The sequence below is a fragment of the Streptomyces barringtoniae genome (assembly GCF_020819595.1).
GTDB classification, from domain to species: Bacteria; Actinomycetota; Actinomycetes; order Streptomycetales; family Streptomycetaceae; genus Streptomyces; species Streptomyces barringtoniae.
Genome location: NZ_JAJHNP010000006.1, coordinates 98,766 through 116,079 on the forward strand (window position 1 = coordinate 98,766; position 17,314 = coordinate 116,079).

General features: G+C 70.5%; 17 protein-coding genes. 11 read left to right on the forward strand and 6 right to left on the reverse strand.

Going from position 1 to position 17,314, the window contains the following annotated elements:
* Positions 1 to 21: 21 nt before the first annotated feature.
* Entirely contained in the window at positions 22 to 300 is a 279-nt protein-coding gene (locus tag LMU33_RS11990; protein ID WP_228619914.1) for a hypothetical protein, read from the forward strand.
* Positions 301 to 604: 304 nt separating this feature from the next.
* Here the strand turns inward: LMU33_RS11990 and LMU33_RS12000 are convergent, their stop codons facing one another.
* The 3 genes from LMU33_RS12000 to glnA2 form a co-directional block, all read right to left on the reverse strand.
* A complete protein-coding gene (locus LMU33_RS12000; RefSeq protein WP_228619915.1) occupies positions 605 to 892 on the reverse strand; it encodes a hypothetical protein in 288 nt (95 codons plus the stop codon).
* 133 nt (positions 893 to 1,025) lie between these two features.
* Positions 1,026 to 1,193 carry a hypothetical protein gene (locus tag LMU33_RS12005; RefSeq protein WP_228619917.1) on the reverse strand — a complete coding sequence of 56 codons (168 nt, stop codon included), beginning with the start codon at positions 1,191 to 1,193 and terminating at the stop codon, positions 1,026 to 1,028.
* Between the two features lie 174 nt (positions 1,194 to 1,367).
* On the reverse strand, positions 1,368 to 2,729 hold the full coding sequence (gene glnA2, locus LMU33_RS12010) for a gamma-glutamylpolyamine synthetase GlnA2 (RefSeq protein WP_228619919.1): 1,362 nt from the start codon (positions 2,727 to 2,729) through the stop codon (positions 1,368 to 1,370).
* Between the two features lie 305 nt (positions 2,730 to 3,034).
* Between glnA2 and LMU33_RS12015 the strand changes: the two genes are divergently transcribed.
* Positions 3,035 to 4,231, forward strand: coding sequence for a globin domain-containing protein (locus LMU33_RS12015; protein WP_228619920.1), 1,197 nt, complete (start codon positions 3,035 to 3,037; stop codon positions 4,229 to 4,231).
* A 4-nt stretch (positions 4,232 to 4,235) separates the two neighbouring features.
* Here the strand turns inward: LMU33_RS12015 and LMU33_RS12020 are convergent, their stop codons facing one another.
* Positions 4,236 to 5,030 (reverse strand): hypothetical protein, encoded by a 795-nt coding sequence (locus tag LMU33_RS12020; RefSeq protein WP_228619922.1) that lies wholly within the window; start codon positions 5,028 to 5,030, stop codon positions 4,236 to 4,238.
* Between the two features lie 49 nt (positions 5,031 to 5,079).
* Positions 5,080 to 5,532, reverse strand: coding sequence for an Rrf2 family transcriptional regulator (locus LMU33_RS12025; protein WP_228619923.1), 453 nt, complete (start codon positions 5,530 to 5,532; stop codon positions 5,080 to 5,082).
* Between the two features lie 151 nt (positions 5,533 to 5,683).
* Here LMU33_RS12025 and LMU33_RS12030 point away from each other — a divergent pair, with 151 nt between their 5' ends.
* The 3 genes from LMU33_RS12030 (at position 5,684) to LMU33_RS12040 (ending at position 9,226) form a co-directional block, all read left to right on the forward strand.
* On the forward strand, positions 5,684 to 6,355 hold the full coding sequence (locus LMU33_RS12030) for a thioredoxin-like domain-containing protein (protein ID WP_228619925.1): 672 nt from the start codon (positions 5,684 to 5,686) through the stop codon (positions 6,353 to 6,355).
* Positions 6,355 to 6,990 carry a DUF305 domain-containing protein gene (locus LMU33_RS12035; RefSeq protein WP_228619927.1) on the forward strand — a complete coding sequence of 212 codons (636 nt, stop codon included), beginning with the start codon at positions 6,355 to 6,357 and terminating at the stop codon, positions 6,988 to 6,990. The genes LMU33_RS12030 and LMU33_RS12035 overlap by 1 nt, the downstream gene beginning before the upstream one ends.
* Positions 6,991 to 7,288: 298 nt before the next feature.
* Positions 7,289 to 9,226, forward strand: coding sequence for a S53 family peptidase (locus tag LMU33_RS12040; RefSeq protein ID WP_228619928.1), 1,938 nt, complete (start codon positions 7,289 to 7,291; stop codon positions 9,224 to 9,226).
* Between the two features lie 198 nt (positions 9,227 to 9,424).
* Here the strand turns inward: LMU33_RS12040 and panB are convergent, their stop codons facing one another.
* Complete coding sequence (gene panB, locus LMU33_RS12045; RefSeq protein WP_228619931.1) at positions 9,425 to 10,291, reverse strand: 3-methyl-2-oxobutanoate hydroxymethyltransferase; 867 nt, start codon at positions 10,289 to 10,291, stop codon at positions 9,425 to 9,427.
* A gap of 224 nt (positions 10,292 to 10,515) precedes the next feature.
* Between panB and LMU33_RS12050 the strand changes: the two genes are divergently transcribed.
* The 6 genes from LMU33_RS12050 to LMU33_RS12075 all read left to right on the forward strand — a co-directional run bounded on the left by LMU33_RS12050 (position 10,516) and on the right by LMU33_RS12075 (position 17,312).
* Entirely contained in the window at positions 10,516 to 12,102 is a 1,587-nt protein-coding gene (locus LMU33_RS12050) for an MFS transporter (protein WP_228619932.1), read from the forward strand.
* Positions 12,103 to 12,189: 87 nt separating this feature from the next.
* Positions 12,190 to 12,819: a TetR/AcrR family transcriptional regulator gene (locus tag LMU33_RS12055; protein WP_228619934.1), complete on the forward strand. Its 630-nt coding sequence runs from the start codon at positions 12,190 to 12,192 to the stop codon at positions 12,817 to 12,819.
* A gap of 187 nt (positions 12,820 to 13,006) precedes the next feature.
* The gene (locus LMU33_RS12060) at positions 13,007 to 14,056 is read left to right on the forward strand and encodes an endonuclease/exonuclease/phosphatase family protein (RefSeq protein ID WP_228619936.1); all 1,050 of its coding nucleotides are present in this window, start codon (positions 13,007 to 13,009) and stop codon (positions 14,054 to 14,056) included.
* A gap of 106 nt (positions 14,057 to 14,162) precedes the next feature.
* Complete coding sequence (locus LMU33_RS12065) at positions 14,163 to 15,386, forward strand: MFS transporter (RefSeq protein ID WP_228619937.1); 1,224 nt, start codon at positions 14,163 to 14,165, stop codon at positions 15,384 to 15,386.
* Positions 15,387 to 15,468: 82 nt separating this feature from the next.
* The gene (locus LMU33_RS12070; protein ID WP_228619939.1) at positions 15,469 to 16,494 is read left to right on the forward strand and encodes an ATP-binding cassette domain-containing protein; all 1,026 of its coding nucleotides are present in this window, start codon (positions 15,469 to 15,471) and stop codon (positions 16,492 to 16,494) included.
* Positions 16,491 to 17,312, forward strand: coding sequence for an ABC transporter permease (locus tag LMU33_RS12075; RefSeq protein WP_228619940.1), 822 nt, complete (start codon positions 16,491 to 16,493; stop codon positions 17,310 to 17,312). The genes LMU33_RS12070 and LMU33_RS12075 overlap by 4 nt, the downstream gene beginning before the upstream one ends.
* The last annotated feature ends 2 nt before the right edge of the window (positions 17,313 to 17,314 follow it).

A 17,314-nucleotide genomic window follows, 5' to 3' on the forward strand; every position in this document is an offset into this window, starting at 1 on the left:
TTCGGTCTCGTTGACCAGGGCGTGAAGAAGATCACCGCTCTCGCAGCGCTCACCGCCGCCGGTCTCGCGCTCGCCGCCCCCGCCCACGCAGACAGCGACGGCACCCGCGGCCGCATCAACATCGCCGGCCGGCCCCTGTCCCCGGACAAACTCTGCGAGACGGCCCTCGGGCTCGTCCCGCTCACCGCACCGTGGACGGGCAGCTCGGTGCACGACGCCTGCAACAACCGCCCGCACGTCCATCACGAACGGTCCCAGCAGCCCCGCTCCGACTCCGCCCCGGACTCGGACTGGCGGTGAAAAGCCGGCGGCGGCTCGCTCCGAGGGGCGGGCCGCCTGTTGCGGGCAGGCGCGGAAGCCCGCTCCGGCCTGCGCCTACAGCACCGGCAGACTCTGGTGCCGCGTCGACGGGACCCGCCACAGCGAGACCCCGGCACTGTCCTGCCGCGAAACGGCCGAGCGCTTCCGCGCGGCCGGCCGCTCCGCGTCCGAGGTCCGCCTGCGGGCCGCGTGGAACCGCGTCGTGGTGGTGGCCCGATGTCCGCCGCGTGGGGCAGGTGCTTCGAAGGTGCCGCCGTCTGACGCCGCGCACCCGCCGGTGGCGTCAGGCGCGTTCCGGCTCGTTCGTCTCCTCGGTGGCTGCGGCCCGGGTGCGAGGGCGGCCCAACAAGGTGCATCCCACGATCACCAGGCCGATGGCGATGACCTTGGCGGCCGGGTAGTAGCCGGACGCCGGCTCCTGCGGGGTGCCGGGCAGCCGGAAGAAGACCCACGCTGCCGCGAGACCCCCGAAGACGATCAGTGCGACCGCCCCCCACGTCCCGAGGGCCGCCCACCAGGGCCCCGGGTCGTAACCCCGCTCGCCGCTCTGCTCAACGTCTGTGTCGGCCACGGTCGGTTCTCCTGCGCGTGTGGTGACGGTCGCGCGGGAAGACGCGGGCCGGGCCCGGAAGGTTCACCGGGCCGGCCCCCTCGTGCGGGGGGACGAACGATTCCCGCCGGGGCGCCATTTCCACGGCCGGCCTTCAACGGTCCCGCCGCCCGGTCCGCCCACGGCGCCTGCCCTCCAGGGCCTCTCTGACGACCACCCACACGAACGACAGCGAAGCGGCCATCAGCAGGACATCGCGCCATGACTGTCCCAGCCAGAAGTGCACGACAACGGCGGCGCCGCCGAAGCCAAGCACCGCCAAACCGAACCTCATCCAGCGGAGCGCCTCCGGGGACCGCGACCGCCCGGTCGTCCGCCGCCCATCCGTCATGTCCAACTTGTACCACGAAGGGATAGTTCGCGTCCGAGGTCCGCGCCCTCTGCGACCCGTGGCCCCAAGGCATCGCCTCGGGCAGAAACCCGCCCTTGCCTGCGCCTACAGCACCGGCAGGTTCTTCCGCAGCTCGAAGGCCGTGACCTCGGACCGGTACTCCTCCCACTCCTGGCGCTTGTTGCGCAGGAAGAAGTCGAAGACGTGCTCGCCGAGGGTCTCGGCGACCAGGTCGCTGCGTTCCATGAGGGTCAGGGACTCGCCGAGGTTCTGCGGGAGGGGCTCGATGCCCATCGCGCGGCGTTCGGCGTCGGAGAGGGCCCAGACGTCGTCCTCGGCGCCCGGCGGGAGCTCGTAGCCCTCCTCGATGCCCTTCAGGCCCGCGGCCAGGAGGACGGCGTAGGCCAGGTAGGGGTTGGCGCCCGAGTCCAGGGAGCGGACCTCCACGCGGGCCGAGCCGGTCTTGCCGGGCTTGTACATCGGGACGCGGACCAGGGCGCTGCGGTTGTTGTGGCCCCAGCAGATGTAGGAGGGGGCCTCGCCGCCGGCACCGGCCGTGCGCTCGGAGCCGCCCCAGATGCGCTTGTAGGAGTTCACCCACTGGTTGGTGACCGCGGAGATCTCCGCCGCGTGCTTGAGCAGGCCCGCGATGAAGGAGCGGCCGACCTTGGAGAGCTGGAACTCCGCGCCGGACTCGTAGAACGCGTTCCGGTCGCCCTCGAAGAGGGAGAGGTGCGTGTGCATGCCGCTGCCCGGATGCTCGGAGAAAGGCTTCGGCATGAAGGTCGCCTGCACCCCCTGCTCCAGCGCCACCTGCTTCATGACCAGGCGGAACGTCATGATGTTGTCGGCCGTGGAGAGCGCGTCGGCGTAGCGCAGGTCGATCTCCTGCTGGCCCGGCGCGCCCTCGTGGTGGGAGAACTCCACCGAGATGCCCATGGACTCCAGCATGGTGATCGCCTGGCGGCGGAAGTCCATGCCGACATTGGTCGGGGTGTGGTCGAAGTAGCCCGAGTTGTCGGCCGGGGTGGGGCGGGAGCCGTCCAGCGGGCGGTCCTTCAGCAGGAAGAACTCGATCTCGGGGTGGGTGTAGAAGGTGAAGCCCAGGTCGGAGGTGCGGGCCAGGGCGCGCTTCAGCACATAGCGGGGGTCCGCGAAGGACGGGGAGCCGTCCGGCATGAGGATGTCGCAGAACATGCGGGCGGTGCCGGGGGTCTCCGCGCGCCAGGGCAGGACCTGGAAGGTGGAGGGGTCCGGCTTGGCGATCATGTCGGACTCGTAGACACGGGCGAAGCCCTCGATGGCCGAGCCGTCGAAACCGATGCCCTCGTCGAAGGCCTGCTCCAGCTCGGCGGGGGCCACGGCGACGGACTTCAGGAAGCCCAGCACGTCCGTGAACCACAGGCGTACGAACCGGATGTCGCGCTCCTCCAACGTCCGGAGCACGAACTCCTGCTGCTTGTCCATCTTCCGCTACCCCATCCTTGCTGGTCAGGCCGCCTGTCCCCCGTCCCGCGGGAGGCGGTCGGGCACCTGAGCATCCCACCACAACACCATTTCATGCGCGTTGCGGACCTTGATCGCGGATGCGTCCTCGGCCTGAACGCCTCTCGTACGGCAGGTGTACTGCCGTGTCGCCCATCTTGCCTGCTCGGACCGATATCCGTAATGGCCGATTCGCTGAAGGCGTGACCGATGCCACGCCCGTTTAATTTGCATCTCAGATGCAACTTTTCCTACGGTCCTGATCAGCTGAGCCGATTGGAGTTCCGATGCTGTCCGAACAGTCCGCAACCACCGTCCGCGCCACTCTCCCCGCCGTCGGCGCGGCCGTCGGCGAGATCACCGAGCGCTTCTACGCCCGCCTCTTCGCCGCCCGCCCAGAACTGCTGCGGGACCTGTTCAACCGCGGCAACCAGGCCTCCGGCGCCCAGAAGCAGGCCCTCGCCGGATCCATCGCCGCCTTCGCCACGCACCTGGTGGAGCACCCGGACCAGCGGCCGGACGCGATGCTCGGCCGCATCGCCCACAAGCACGCCTCCCTGGGCGTGGCCCCCGAGCACTACCCGATCGTGCACGAGCACCTCTTCGCCGCCATCGCCGACATCCTCGGTGAGGCCGTCACCCCCGAGGTGGCCGCCGCCTGGACCGAGGTCTACTGGCTGATGGCGAACGCGCTCATCGCCATCGAGAAGCGGCTGTACGAGGAGAGTGGCAGCACCGGGCGCCGGCCCTGGGAGGTCGTGGAGCGCATCGAGGAGACGGCGGACGTCGTCACCTTCCGGCTGCGGCCCGCCGACGGCGGCCCGGTGCGCGGTTTCCGCGCCGGCCAGTACGTCTCCGTCCAGGTCGAGCTGCCCGACGGCGCCCGGCAGATACGGCAGTACAGCCTGTCCGGCGCGCCCGGCGACACCCTCCGCCAGTTCAGCGTCAAGCGCGTGACCAGCGACGACGCGGCGCCCGACGGTGAGGTCTCGAACCACCTCCACGCGCGCGTGCAGGTAGGCGACGACATCCACCTGTCCGAGCCGTACGGCGACCTCGTCCTGGACGCCGACGGCGCCGGGACCCTCCTGCTGCTCGCCTCCGCCGGCATCGGCGTGACCCCGATGATCGCGATGCTGGCCGACCTCGCGGCGAGCGGCCACGGCGGCCCGGTCACCGTCGTCCACGGCGACCGCTCCCCCGCCGACCACGCCCTGCGCACCGACCACGAGATGTACGCCGGGAAGCTCGCGGACGCGTCCGTGCACTTCTTCTACGAGCGGGACGCCGAGCCGGGCACCCGCACCGGCCTGGTGGACCTCGCCGGCATCGCCGTACCGGCCGGCACGCGCGCGTACCTGTGCGGCCCGCTGCCGTTCATGCGCGCGGTCCGCACCCAGCTGATCGAGAGGGGTGTGGCCCCGGCCGACATCCACTACGAGGTGTTCGGCCCGGACCTGTGGCCGGCCCGACAGGGCGGCTGACCGCTCAGCCGCGGTCGTGCGCGCCGGCCACCTTCCGCACCTTGTCCATGACCGGCTGGAGCCTGTCGACCAGGGCCGGGTAGTCGTCGGCATGGCCATCCGCCCACTGGGCCAGGCCGGCCACCACCAACGCCCCCTGTCCCGCGAAGGCCTGCACCAGCCCGCTGTCCGCCGGCAACGTCTTCAGACCGGATCCGGCGGGCGGCGTCAGCACCGGCACTTCATGGTCCGTCTGGTTCATGCTCAGGAGCGTGACCAGGCGGACGACGTCGGCCCGGTCCTTCATGCCGAAGGCGACGATCGTGTACTGGTTGTCCGACGCGTCCCGGTACAGAGCCCCGATCACACCCCGGCAGCCCTTGCTCTCGCGGATCATCCCGGCCAGGTTCGGGCCGATCGCGCCCGTGCAGTTCGGGCCACCCGTCTGCATGACCTTGGTATAGCCGCCGACGTGGGCCGGGAACGCCTGGTCCTCGGTGACCATCGGCATCGACGCCGTGGACGGCTCCGCGGGGGCGGCCTTCCGGCTGGGCGCGTGTCCCGCCGCCCCGGCCGCCGTCTCGTGCCGCGTTCCGTGCCCCTCGCCCAGCCAGAATCCCGCCCCGGCCACCACGGCCACCGCACCGACCACGGCCGTCATCACCGCCCCGAGTTTGCGGCGCGGCGGACGCTTCGCAGGGGTCTCGCGCTCAGCCGCGCCCGGCTCGTGGATCCCCCCGCCGTGGATCCCCCCGCTCTTCTCGAACTCGCTGACGAACTCGTTCCACCGTTCGTCATCCGTCCCCTGGTTCCCCTCCATCACGCGCGCACCTTGACGCCCACTGGTGAACGCGCCCCGTCGAGAACGGTCAACCGCCTTGCGGCCCACGGGAGATACCCAGCAGCAGCGGGCCCGTCGGCGCGGCGACGAGCTCGGCGACCGTGACCGGGTCCAGCGCCGCGTAGAACGCCTCCTGGGCCCGGCGCAGGGCACCGCGCAGGCGGCAGCCGGTGTTCAGCGGGCAGGGGGCCGTACCCGCCGTACCCTCGCAGTCGACCACGTCCCCGTCGCCCTCGAAGGTGCGCACCACCGCGCCGACGGAGGCGGTACGGCCCCCGGCGGTGAGGGCGAGGCCGCCGCCCCGGCCGCGCCGGGCGTCCACGAGGCCCAGGTGCTGGAGTTCGGCGACGACCTTCGCGGCGTGCGTGTAGGGCACGTCCATGTCCGCCGCGACCTGGCGTGTGGTGGGCGTGGCGTCGGCCGCCACGGCCAGTCGCATCAGGACGCGCAGGGCCAGGTCGGTGGAACGCAGGAGCCGCACACCACGAGCGTAGGTAATGCGCATCCGCGGTTCAAATTATCCGACGGTCAGCTCTTGGCCGGGCCCTCTCTACGGAGGCCCGCCCCCTCCCCATTACGATCGGCGGGCCCCACCCTTCCCGTTGCCGGCCCTTTCCCCAGAAGGACACCTCATGGGTTCCGCCAAGAACAGCAGCGCGGCGCGCAAGGCGCGCATAGAGGAGATGCGCCGTGCCGAGCGCTCGCGCGAGCGCCGCAACCGCGCGCTCACCATCGCCGCGAGCGTGGTGGTCGTCGCCGGCCTCGTGGTCGGCGGTGTGGTCCTCGTGAACTCCCAGTCCGACAACAAGAAGAACAGCGCGGACGACTCCAAGACCTCCTCCGGTGACTCCGGTCACTGGACCACCGGCAAGGACGGCGTGCAGACCTGGAGCGGCAAGCTGCCGCGGACGCACGTGACGGCCAAGGTGTCGTACCCGATGCACCCGCCGGTCGGCGGCAACCACAACCCGATCTGGGCGACCTGCGACGGCACCGTCTACACCAAGCCGCTGCGGGACGAGAACGCCGTGCACTCGCTGGAGCACGGCGCGGTCTGGGTGACGTACACCAGCAAGGCGAAGAAGGCCGACGTCGACGCGCTGGCGGCGAAGGTGAAGAAGACGTCGTTCTCGCTGATGAGCCCGTACGAGAACCAGGCGGCGCCGCTGATCCTGTCGGCCTGGGGCCACCAGGTGGCGGTCAAGAGCGCGGACGACCCCGAGGTGAACAAGTTCTTCAAGGCCTACGTCCAGGGTCCGCAGACCCCGGAGCCGGGCGCCGCCTGCACCAGCGGAGCGATGTAGTGAGGCGTCGGCACGTCGGCTGGATCGCCGGGGCCGCGGCGGCGGTGCTCGTCGCGGCCGGCGCGGTCACGTACGCGGTCGCCGAGAACGAAAGCGGCGGGTCGGCCGTGCAGACGCCGGCCGCCGAGTCGGCGGACGCCGGGTTCGCGCGGGACATGGCCGTGCACCACCAGCAGGCCGTCGAGATGTCGTACATCGTCCGGGACCGCACGAAGAACGGGGAAGTGCGGCGGCTCGCCTACGACATCGCGCAGACGCAGGCCAACCAGCGCGGCATGCTGCTGGGCTGGCTGGATCTGTGGGAACTGCCGAAGGTGTCGGAGAAGCCGCCCATGGCCTGGATGGGCATGGGCGACATGCCCGAGCGCGGGGACGGCTCGCTGATGCCGGGCATGGCGACGAACACGGAGCTGAGGAAGCTCCAGTCGCTGAGCGGCAAGCAGGCCGAGATCCTGTACCTGCAGCTGATGACGGACCATCACAAGGGCGGGATCCACATGGCGGAGGGCTGTGTCGCCAAGTGCACCGTCGGCGTGGAGAAGCGGCTCGCGCAGGGCATGGTCGACGCGCAGCAGTCCGAGCTCCAGGTGATGGCCCAGATGCTCAAGGAGCGGGGTTCCGCGCCGCGTTCGTGAACGGCGGTTCGTGACCGGCGGTTCATGACCGGCGGTTGGTGAACGGTGAACGAGTGGTTCGTGAACAGCGGCCACACACTTCCGTTACGCAACCGTGAGGTACGAAAGGTGCAATTCGCCCTACGTGACGGCTACTTGGGGTTCTCTTGACCTTTCCGTTCCCCTGGCATGAACCGTTCATCGAAAGAGTGACCCCCATCGTGTGATCCATACGGCCGACCGAACCGCCGCGGGCCGGCACGCGGACGCATGACGCATCGACCACTACATGCATGCGAACCGCATCGCAGGGGGTTCTATGAGATCCAACCGCGCCAAGCTGCGCGCCGTGAGCATGGCAGCGACACTGCCCATGGTCGCCGGCGCGCTGGCGCTGGGCATACCCGCGGCACACGCCACGGACAGCCCTGCTCGTTCCGCACTCAATGGCACCAAGCCGCTGTGGGCCACGCCCAAGGCGGACAAGGGCGCTACCTCGAACAGCGCCCAGGTGAACGCCCGGGTCTACCTGGCCGGCAAGGACGCGGCGGGCCTCGCCGCCTACGCCAAGGCCGTGTCCGACCCCGGCTCGCCGCTGTACGGCAAGTACCTGAACGCCAAGAAGGCGCAGGCCCGGTTCGGGGCCACCAAGGCCCAGGTGGCCGCGGTCAAGTCCTGGCTGACGTCGGCGGGCCTGAAGGTCACCGAGGTCACCCAGCACTACGTCGCCGTCTCCGGTGACGTGGCCGCCGCCGAGAAGGCCTTTGGCACCCAGATGCACAACTACGCCAAGGGCTCGGCGACTTACCGCGCCCCGGCGCAGACGGCCACCGTGCCGGAGGGCCTGAAGGGCACCGTCCTGACCGTCACCGGCCTGGACAGCGCCCCGCACAAGGCCAACCACGACGACCAGCTGCCGCCGCCGGACGCCGTGTTCAAGAACTCCGGGCCGTTCTCCTCGTACTTCGGCTCGAACATCGCGACGACCCTGCCGGACGCCTACGGCGGGAAGATCCCGTACGCGATCAAGGGATACACCGGCAAGCAGCTGCGCGCCGCCTACGGCGCGGGCGACTACACCGGCAAGGGCGTCCGCGTCGCCATCACCGACGCCTACGCCTCCCCGACGATCGCCTACGACGCGGGCACGTACGCGGTCAAGCACGGTGACGCGGCCTGGAAGACCGGCCAGCTGCACCAGGTGCTGCCGAAGAACTACACCAAGACCAAGGAGTGCGGCGCGGCCGGCTGGTACGGCGAGGAGACCCTCGACGTCGAGGCCGTGCACGCGGTCGCCCCGTCCGCCGACGTCACCTACGTCGGTGCGGCCTCCTGCTACGACGACGACCTGCTGGACTCGCTCAGCAAGGTGGTCGACAACCACCTGGCCGACATCGTCTCCAACTCCTGGGGCGACATCGAGGCCAACCAGACCCCGGACCTCGCGGCCGCCTACGACCAGGTCTTCCAGCTGGGCGCGGTGCAGGGCATCGGCTTCTACTTCTCCTCCGGTGACAACGGCGACGAGGTCGCCCACACCGGCACGAAGCAGGTCGACACCCCCGCCAACTCCGCCTGGGTGACGGCGGTCGGCGGCACCTCGCTGGCCGTCGGCAAGGGCGACGCGTACGAGTGGGAGACCGGCTGGGGCACCGAGAAGTCGACCCTGTCGGCCGACGGCAAGAGCTGGACCAGCTTCCCCGGCGCCTTCACCTCGGGCGCGGGCGGCGGCACCAGCAAGACGGTCGCCGAGCCGTACTACCAGAAGGGCGTCGTCCCGGACTCGCTCGCCAAGGCGAACAGCGCCGACGGCAACCGCGTCGTCCCGGACATCGCGGCCATCGCCGACCCGAACACCGGCTTCCTGGTCGGCCAGACCCAGACCTTCCCGGACGGCTCGCAGCAGTACAGCGAGTACCGCATCGGCGGCACCTCGCTCGCCGCTCCGGTCATCGCGGCGGTCCAGGCCCTGGCCCAGGAGGCGCGCGGCGGCAAGGCGATCGGCTTCGCCAACCCGTCGATCTACGCCAAGTACGGCAAGGGTGTCTTCCACGACGTCACGGACGACCCGACCGGCTCCGGCCTGGCGGTCGCCCGCGTGGACTTCGCCAACGGCCTCAACGCCTCGGGCGGCCTGCTGTACTCGGCCCGCAGCCTGGGCAAGGACAGCTCGCTGAAGGCCGTGAAGGGCTACGACGACGTGACCGGCGTGGGCTCGCCTGCGAACGGGTACGTGCAGTCGTACAAGAAGCACTGACGCGCTGACGCGCTGACGCTCCGCTGAGGGGCGGGGGGCGTGGGGTCCTGGTGACCTCACGCCCCCTTTGCGTTGCGCAGGTGGTGGGGTGAGGGCCCGTTCGCCCGGCCGTGCTCGCCCCCACCCTGCGGGCAACGCAAAGCGGCAGCCCGCCGACGGGGGAAGATCGGCGGGCTGCCGGGGTGTTGCCGCAATGGCTCAGTGGACGGAGTGCTCCTCCAGCGGGAAGGTCCCGGAGACGACGTCCTCGGCGAACGACTTCACCGCGTTCCCCATGACCTCACGCAGGTCGGCGTACTTCTTCACGAACTTCGGCACCCGGCCGGAGGTCAGCCCGAGCATGTCCGTCCAGACCAGGACCTGCGCGTCCGTCTCGGGACCGGCGCCGATCCCGACCGTCGGGATGTGCAGCACCCGCGTCACCTCGGCCGCCAGCTCCGCCGGGACGAGTTCGAGGACGACGGCGAAGGCGCCGGCGTCCTGTACGGCCTTGGCGTCGCGCAGCAGCTGCTGTGCCGCCTCCTCGCCGCGCCCCTGCACGCGGTAGCCCATCGCGTTCACGGACTGCGGGGTCAGGCCGATGTGGGCCATGACCGGGATGCCGGACTCGACCAGGAGGCGGATCTGGTCGTGCGAGCGCTCGCCGCCCTCCAGCTTGACCGCACCGACACCCGCCTCCTTCACCAGCCGGGTCGCCGAGCGCAGCGCCTGCACCGGGCCCTCCTGGTAGGAGCCGAAGGGGAGGTCGCCGACGATCAGGGCGCGCTGCGTGCCGCGTACGACGGCCGCCGACAGCATGGTCATCTCGTCGAGGGTGACGGGCACGGTCGTCTCGTACCCGAGGTGGCAGTTGCCCGCCGAGTCGCCGACCAGGATCACCGGGATCCCGGCCTCGTCGAAGACGGACGCGGTCATCGCGTCGTAGGCGGTGAGCATGGGCCACTTCTCGCCGCGTTCCTTGGCGAGGGTGATGTCGCGGACGGTGATGCGGCGGGTGCCCTTCCCCCCGTACAGCGCCTTGCTGCCGTCGGAAGGCTTGTGCTGGGCAGCCGAAAGCTGCGTCATGGCAACGGCTCCTTCAGTCATCTCGAGGCGCCCTGACGGCGTCCCCGGATCGCTTCCATGGTGGCACCTCGTGCCAGTCAGGACCAGGGGGGCCGGCTGTGATCCCCACCCATGGCCGATCCGCGCCCCTGCCGGACCCGAGCCATGAGCGAGCTGTGTAAGGCCTTGGTAAAGAAGTAAGATACGAGACCGTTCCGTATCGAAATGGCCTTAGGCTCGGACACATGACAAGTCCCGTCCCTGCCTCCCGGATACCGGAAGCGGTGCACCGGCGCCGCTGGGCGATCCTCGGCGTGTTGATGCTGAGCCTGCTGATCGTGGTGCTCGACAACTCGATCCTGAACGTCGCCATCAAGACCATCTCCAGCCCCGCGCCGACCGGCCTCGGCGCCACCCAGGGCCAGATCGAGTGGGCGATCAACGCCTACACCCTCGTCTTCGCCGGCCTGCTGTTCACCGCCGGCCTCATCGGCGACCGCCTCGGCCGCAAGAAGGTGCTGCTCGGCGGCATCGCCGTGTTCGGCATCGGCTCGATGCTGGCCGCCGAGTCCGGCTCGCCGGGCCAGCTGATCGCCTACCGCGCGCTGATGGCCCTCGGTGCCGCCTTCGTCATGCCCGCCACCCTCGCCGTCCTGATGAACGTCTTCGAGCGCGAGGAGCAGCCCAAGGCCATCGGCATCTGGGCGGGCGGCGTCGGCCTCGCGATCGCCATCGGGCCGATCACCGGCGGCGCGCTCCTCGACCACTTCTGGTGGGGCTCGGTCTTCTTCGTCAACGTACCGATCGTGATCGTCGCACTGGTCCTGATGACCTGGCTGGTGCCCGACTCCCGTGATCCCAGGCCCGGCCGCCTCGACCCCATCGGCGTCGTCCTGTCCGTCGTCGGCCTGGTCCTGCTGGTCTACGGCATCATCAAGGGCGGCGAACTCGCCGACTTCACCGACGCCAAGGTGCTGGCGACCATCGTCGCCGGTCTCGTCGTCCTGGCCGGCTTCGTCGTCTTCGAGAAGCGCAGCGACCACCCGTCGCTCGACATCACCTACTTCAAGAACAAGGCCTTCTCGGCCGCCATGACCGCCATCGCGCTGGTCTTCTTCGCACTGATGGGCGTCACGTTCTTCGGTGTCTTCTACACCCAGAGCGTGCGCGGCTACTCGCCGCTGGAGTCCGGTGTGCTGATGCTGCCGCTCGCCTGCGCCCAGCTGATCTTCGCGCCGCGCGCCCGGCTGCTGGTCGACCGGTTCGGCAACAAGGCCACGACCACCGCCGGCCTGGTGCTGATCGCCGCCACCCTGGCCGCGTTCGCCACGTTCGAGGCCGACACCCCGATCTGGATCCTCGAGGTCGTCTTCTTCCTCATGGGCACCGGCATGGCGTACATCATGACGCCGACCTCGGTCGTCATCATGCAGGCCCTGCCACGCGAGAAGGCCGGCTCCGCCTCCGCGCTCAGCAACACCTTCCGCCAGGTCGGCGGCGCCCTCGGCATCGCCGTACTCGGCTCGGTGCTCGCCACGTCCTACCGCAACGGCATCGAGGGCAGGCTCGGCATGCTGCCGCCCGCCCTGCGCGACAAGGCGGCCGAGTCCCTCGAGGCCACCCTCGGCATCGCCGGCAAGCTCGGCCCGCAGGGCAAGGCCCTGGTCACCCCGGCCAACGACGCGTTCCTGCACGCCATGCACGTCACCGCCCTGTGCGGAGTGGGCGTGGCGCTGATCGGCGCCGTGGTGACGGCCCTGTTCCTGCCCGGCAGGCCGCCGGCCGCTCAAGCGGGCGAGCAGGAAGCGGAGTTGGTCGCGGCCGCGGACTGACGCGGGCCGCGGCCGTACAACGGTCGTACACGGGGGAAGGAGGCCGCTGCGGGACAATTCCCGCAGCACAGTGAGAGGACGGACGACGTGAGCCTTGCCGAGAGCCGGCCGCGACCGGACGGACCCGTGCGGGGACGACCCCGCAGCGAGGCCGTGGAACGGGCCATTCTGGAAGGCGTGATGAAGCTCCTGGAGGACGGCGTACCGCTCGCCGAACTCTCCATCGAGCGCGTCGCGCGCACGGCCGGAGTCGGCAAGGCCACCATCTACCGCCGCTGGAGCGGCAAGGAGGAACTGTTCGTCGACGTCATGCGCGCCGCCGAACCCCCCGACCCGGTACTCCCCGGCACCTCCATGCGCGACGACCTGGTCGCCCTGCTGGAGTCGCTGCGCCAACGCGGCCTGGTCAGCCGCTCCTCCGCGATCCTGCACAACGTCTACGCCCAGATGAAGTCCAGCCCCAGGATCTGGTCGGCGTACCACGCCGCGGTCGTCGAGCCCCGGCGCGCCCTCGGTCTCGACGTGCTGCGCCGCGGACAGCGCAACGGCGAACTGCGCACGGACGTCGACCTGGAGCTGGCCAACGACATGTTCGTCGGCCCCATGCTCGTGCGCTCCGTCCTGCGCCGCGACGGCGCACTGCCCGAGGGCCTGGCCGAGCAGATCGTCGACTCCGTTCTGGAAGGCCTACGGCCCGTCAGCTCGACAGCCTCGTAGCGCTCATGTGCGCGTTCTGTCACAGACCCCATGGTTTCGGGGGTAACCGGAACTCACTGCCCCGCCTCGATCGTCCTCGTCTTCCGTACGGCCGTCATGGGACGGCGGGATCGGAGCCGATCATCCCCTAGGGTCGGAAGAACACGGGGGAACGACGGTGTGCACGGCAGGCAGTGAGGCAGACGGTATGGCGCAGCAGGCGTACATGACGGAGACGGACAACGGCGGCTCGGGGCCCGAGCGACCCGGATCCCGGCTTCGGCGCCTGGTGCACCGCCTGCTGGCCGGCTGGCGCGGTGACCCGCGCATCTGGCGCCGGGGCATCGTCCTCGCGCTCCTCGCCCTCCTGCTCGCCCTGGTGATGCTGCTGCACTCGCGCATCCCGAACCAGGTGGGCAACCTCGGCAGCCTCACCGAGACGTTTCTGCCGTGGCTCGGCCTCGCCATCCCGGTACTGCTGCTCCTCGGGCTGCTGCGGAGGTCGGCGACCGCGCTGATCGCCGTACTCCTTCCGGCCGTCGTGTGGCTGAACCTCTTCGGCGGGCTGCTCACCGACAAGACGGGCTCGGGCGGCGACCTGATGGTGGCGTCGCACAACGTCAACGCCGAGAATCCCGACCCCGCCGCGACGGCCCGTGAGGTGGCCGCCTCCGGCGCCGACGTGGTGGCCCTGGAGGAGGTCCCGGGCACGGCCGTGTCCACCTACGAGAAGGCGCTCGCGCCGACGTACGGGTATCACGGTGTCGAGGGCACGGTCGGTCTGTGGAGCAAGTACCCGATGAGCGACGTGCGGGCGGTGGACATCAAGCTCGGCTGGAAGCGCGCGATGCGCGCCACCGTGACCACGCCGAAGGGCCCCATCGCGGTGTACGTCGCCCACATGCCCTCGGTGCGGGTGAAGGTGGAGGCCGGGTTCACCGCACGGCAGCGCGACAAGAGCGCCGACGCGCTCGGCGAGGCCATCGCCGGGGAGCCGCTGAAGCGGGTGGTGCTGCTCGGCGACCTGAACGGCACGATGAACGACCGTTCGCTCAACGCCGTCACCTCCCAGATGCGCTCCACGCAGGGCGCGGCGGGCAGCGGCTTCGGGTTCAGCTGGCCGGCGTCGTTCCCGATGGCGCGGATCGACCAGATCATGGTCAGGGGCATGGATCCGGAGAGTTCCTGGACACTGCCGCGCACCGGCAGCGACCACCTTCCCGTGGCTGCCCGTGTGAAGCTGGACACGTCGGCGTAACCCCTTGGAATACTGGGCCTGAGAGGCTTTGTTCCGCAACTGAACATAAGCTGTACGGAACTCCGCTCTCCCACTCCTCTTCGACTTCGAAAGGCACAGGCCCTTCATGCCCCTGGCCCTGCTCGCTCTGGCCGTCGGCGCTTTCGGTATAGGTACGACCGAGTTCGTGATGATGGGCCTGTTGCCCGACGTCGCGGACGACCTGCACATCTCCATCCCCGCCGCCGGTCACCTGGTCTCGGCGTACGCGCTGGGCGTGGTGATCGGCGCCCCGCTGCTGGCCGCGCTCACGGCCCGCATGTCCCGCCGCACGGTCCTGATCGCCCTGATGGCCCTGTTCGTGGCGGGCAACGCCCTCTCGGCGCTGGCCCCCGGAAACGACTCCCTGCTGGCCGCCCGCTTCCTCAGCGGCCTGCCGCACGGCGCCTTCTTCGGCGTGGGAGCGGTCGTCGCCACGACCATGGTCCCGCCGGAGCGCAAGGCCCGCTCGGTGTCCCTGATGTTCCTCGGCCTGACCGTCGCCAACATCGCGGGCGTACCGGCGGCCACGCTGATGGGCCAGCACCTGGGCTGGCGGGCCACCTTCCTGGGCGTGAGCGCGATCGGCCTCGCCGCGATCGCCTCGCTGGCGCTGCTGATCCCGCACGACCGCGGATCCCTCGCCTCCTCGAGCGGCCTGCGCGGCGAACTGGCCGCGCTGAAGTCCCTCCCGGTCTGGCTGGCCCTGGGGACGACGGTGGCGGGCTTCGGCGCGCTCTTCGCGGCCTACAGCTATGTGACCCCGATGCTGACCGGGTCGGCCGGTTTCGCGGAGGGCGACGTGACGCTGCTCCTGGCCCTGTTCGGGGTGGGCGCCACCGCGGGCAACCTGCTGGGCGGCCGCCTGGCGGACCACTCGCTGCGGGGCACGCTGTTCGGCGGCCTGGCCTCACTGGGGCTCGTGCTCCTGGTGTTCCCCCTCCTCATGCGGGCGGAGTGGAGCGCGGCGCTCGCGGTGACCCTGCTGGGCATGGCGGCGTTCATCACGGGTTCGCCGCTGCAGCTGATGGTGATGGAGAAGGCGGCCGCGGCTCCCTCGCTGGCCTCCTCGGCCAACCAGGCGGCCTTCAACCTGGCGAACGCCGGCGGCGCCTGGATCGGCGGCCTGGCGCTGGCGGCGGGCTGCGGTACGACGTCCCCCGCGCTGGCGGGCGCGATGCTGGCGGTGCTGGGGCTGGGCGTGGCGAGCGTGGCGTACGCGGTGGACCGGCGCCGGGTGACTCCGTCGGCGGGGCGGGAGAGGCTGGTCGCCTCCCACGTGCCGGAGGGGTCGGGGGCTCTGCAGCACTGACCCCGGGCGTGTCGGCGGGCTGTCGGCGTGGTGTCGGTCGGCTGTCGGTGGTTTGTCGGCGGGCCCTGGCACCGTCTTCCCCATGACGCGAATCGATGACAACCCCGTCGGCGGGGGCCACGCCGTGACGGTGCGGGGGCTGGTCAAGCACTACGGCGAGACCAAGGCGCTGGACGGTGTCGACCTGGACGTGCGCGAGGGCACCGTGATGGGTGTGCTCGGTCCGAACGGCGCCGGCAAGACCACCCTCGTGCGGATCCTGTCCACCCTGATCACCCCGGACGCCGGCCGGGCCACCGTGGCCGGGTACGACGTCGTACGGCAGCCCCGGCAGCTGCGCCGGGTGATAGGGCTCACCGGGCAGTACGCCTCCGTGGACGAGAAGCTGCCCGGCTGGGAGAACCTGTACATGATCGGCCGGCTGCTGGACCTGTCCCGCAAGGACGCCCGCGCCCGAGCCGACGAGCTGCTGGAGCGGTTCTCCCTGACGGAGGCGGCCAGGCGGCCGGCGAGCACGTACTCCGGCGGTATGCGGCGGCGGCTCGATCTCGCCGCCTCGATGATCGGGCGGCCGGCCGTGCTCTACCTCGACGAGCCGACCACCGGACTCGACCCCCGTACCCGCAACGAGGTGTGGGACGAGGTGAAGGCGATGGTCGGCGACGGCGTCACCGTGCTGCTGACCACCCAGTACATGGAGGAGGCCGAGCAGCTCGCCACCGAGCTGACCGTGGTCGACCGCGGCAAGGTCATCGCCAACGGCGGGATCGAGGAGCTGAAGGCCCGCGTCGGCGGACGCACCCTCCGGGTCCGGCCGGTCGACCCGCTGCAGCTGCGCCCGCTCGCCGACATGCTGGACGAACTGGGCATCACCGGGCTCGCCACCACCACCGTGGACACCGAGTCCGGGACCCTGCTGGTGCCGGTCCTCAGCGACGAGCAGCTGACCGCCGTGGTCGGCGCGGTCACCGCGCGCGGCATCACGATCTCCTCCATCACCACCGAACTGCCCAGCCTGGACGAGGTGTTCCTGTCCCTCACCGGCCACCGCGCCAGTGCCCCGCAGGACACCGTGCCCGCCGACGCCCGCGAGGAGGTCGCCGTATGAGCGCCACCACAGTCACTTCCGCAGTCACTTCGGCCGACACCCGCATCCCGCTGCGCGGGCACCTGCGGCACACCGGAGCCCTGCTGCGCCGCAATCTGCTCTGGATCCGCCAGGACCCGGAGTCGATGTTCGACGCGCTGCTGATGCCGGTCATCTTCACCCTGCTGTTCGTGTACGTCTTCGGCGGCTCGATCGGGAAGGCGCTGGGCGGCGGACAGCAGGCCTACGTCCAGTACGTCGTGCCCGGCCTCATGGCCATGACCAGCCTGTCCATGGCCCAGGGCGTCGGCACCGGCTTCAACCAGGACTTCAACAGCGGGGTCATGGACCGCTTCCGGTCCCTGCCGATCGGACGCGGTTCCGTGCTCTTCGCGAAGATCGCGGTGGAGCTGGCCCGGATGCTGATCGCGACGGCCGTGCTGATGGTCGTCGGTGTCCTGGTGGGCTTCGACATCACCCACTGGGCCGGGCTGTTCGCCGCCGTGGGTCTGGCGACGCTCTTCGCCTCGTCCATCATGTGGGTGTTCCTGACCCTCGGTGTGATCATGAAGAACGCGCAGTCCGTGCAGGCGATGGGCTTTCTGACGCTGTTCCCGCTCCAGTTCGGCTCGTCGATCTTCGCGCCGACGAACTCGATGCCGGGCTGGCTGCGCCACTTCACCGACTACAACCCGATGTCCGGCCTGGCCGACGCCGCACGCGGCCTGATGAACGGCGGACCGGTCGCGCACGGCCTGTGGGTGACACTGGCCTGGTCGGTGGGCATCACTGCGGTCATGGCGCCGATCGCCATCCACAAGTTCCGCACGAAGAGCTGACG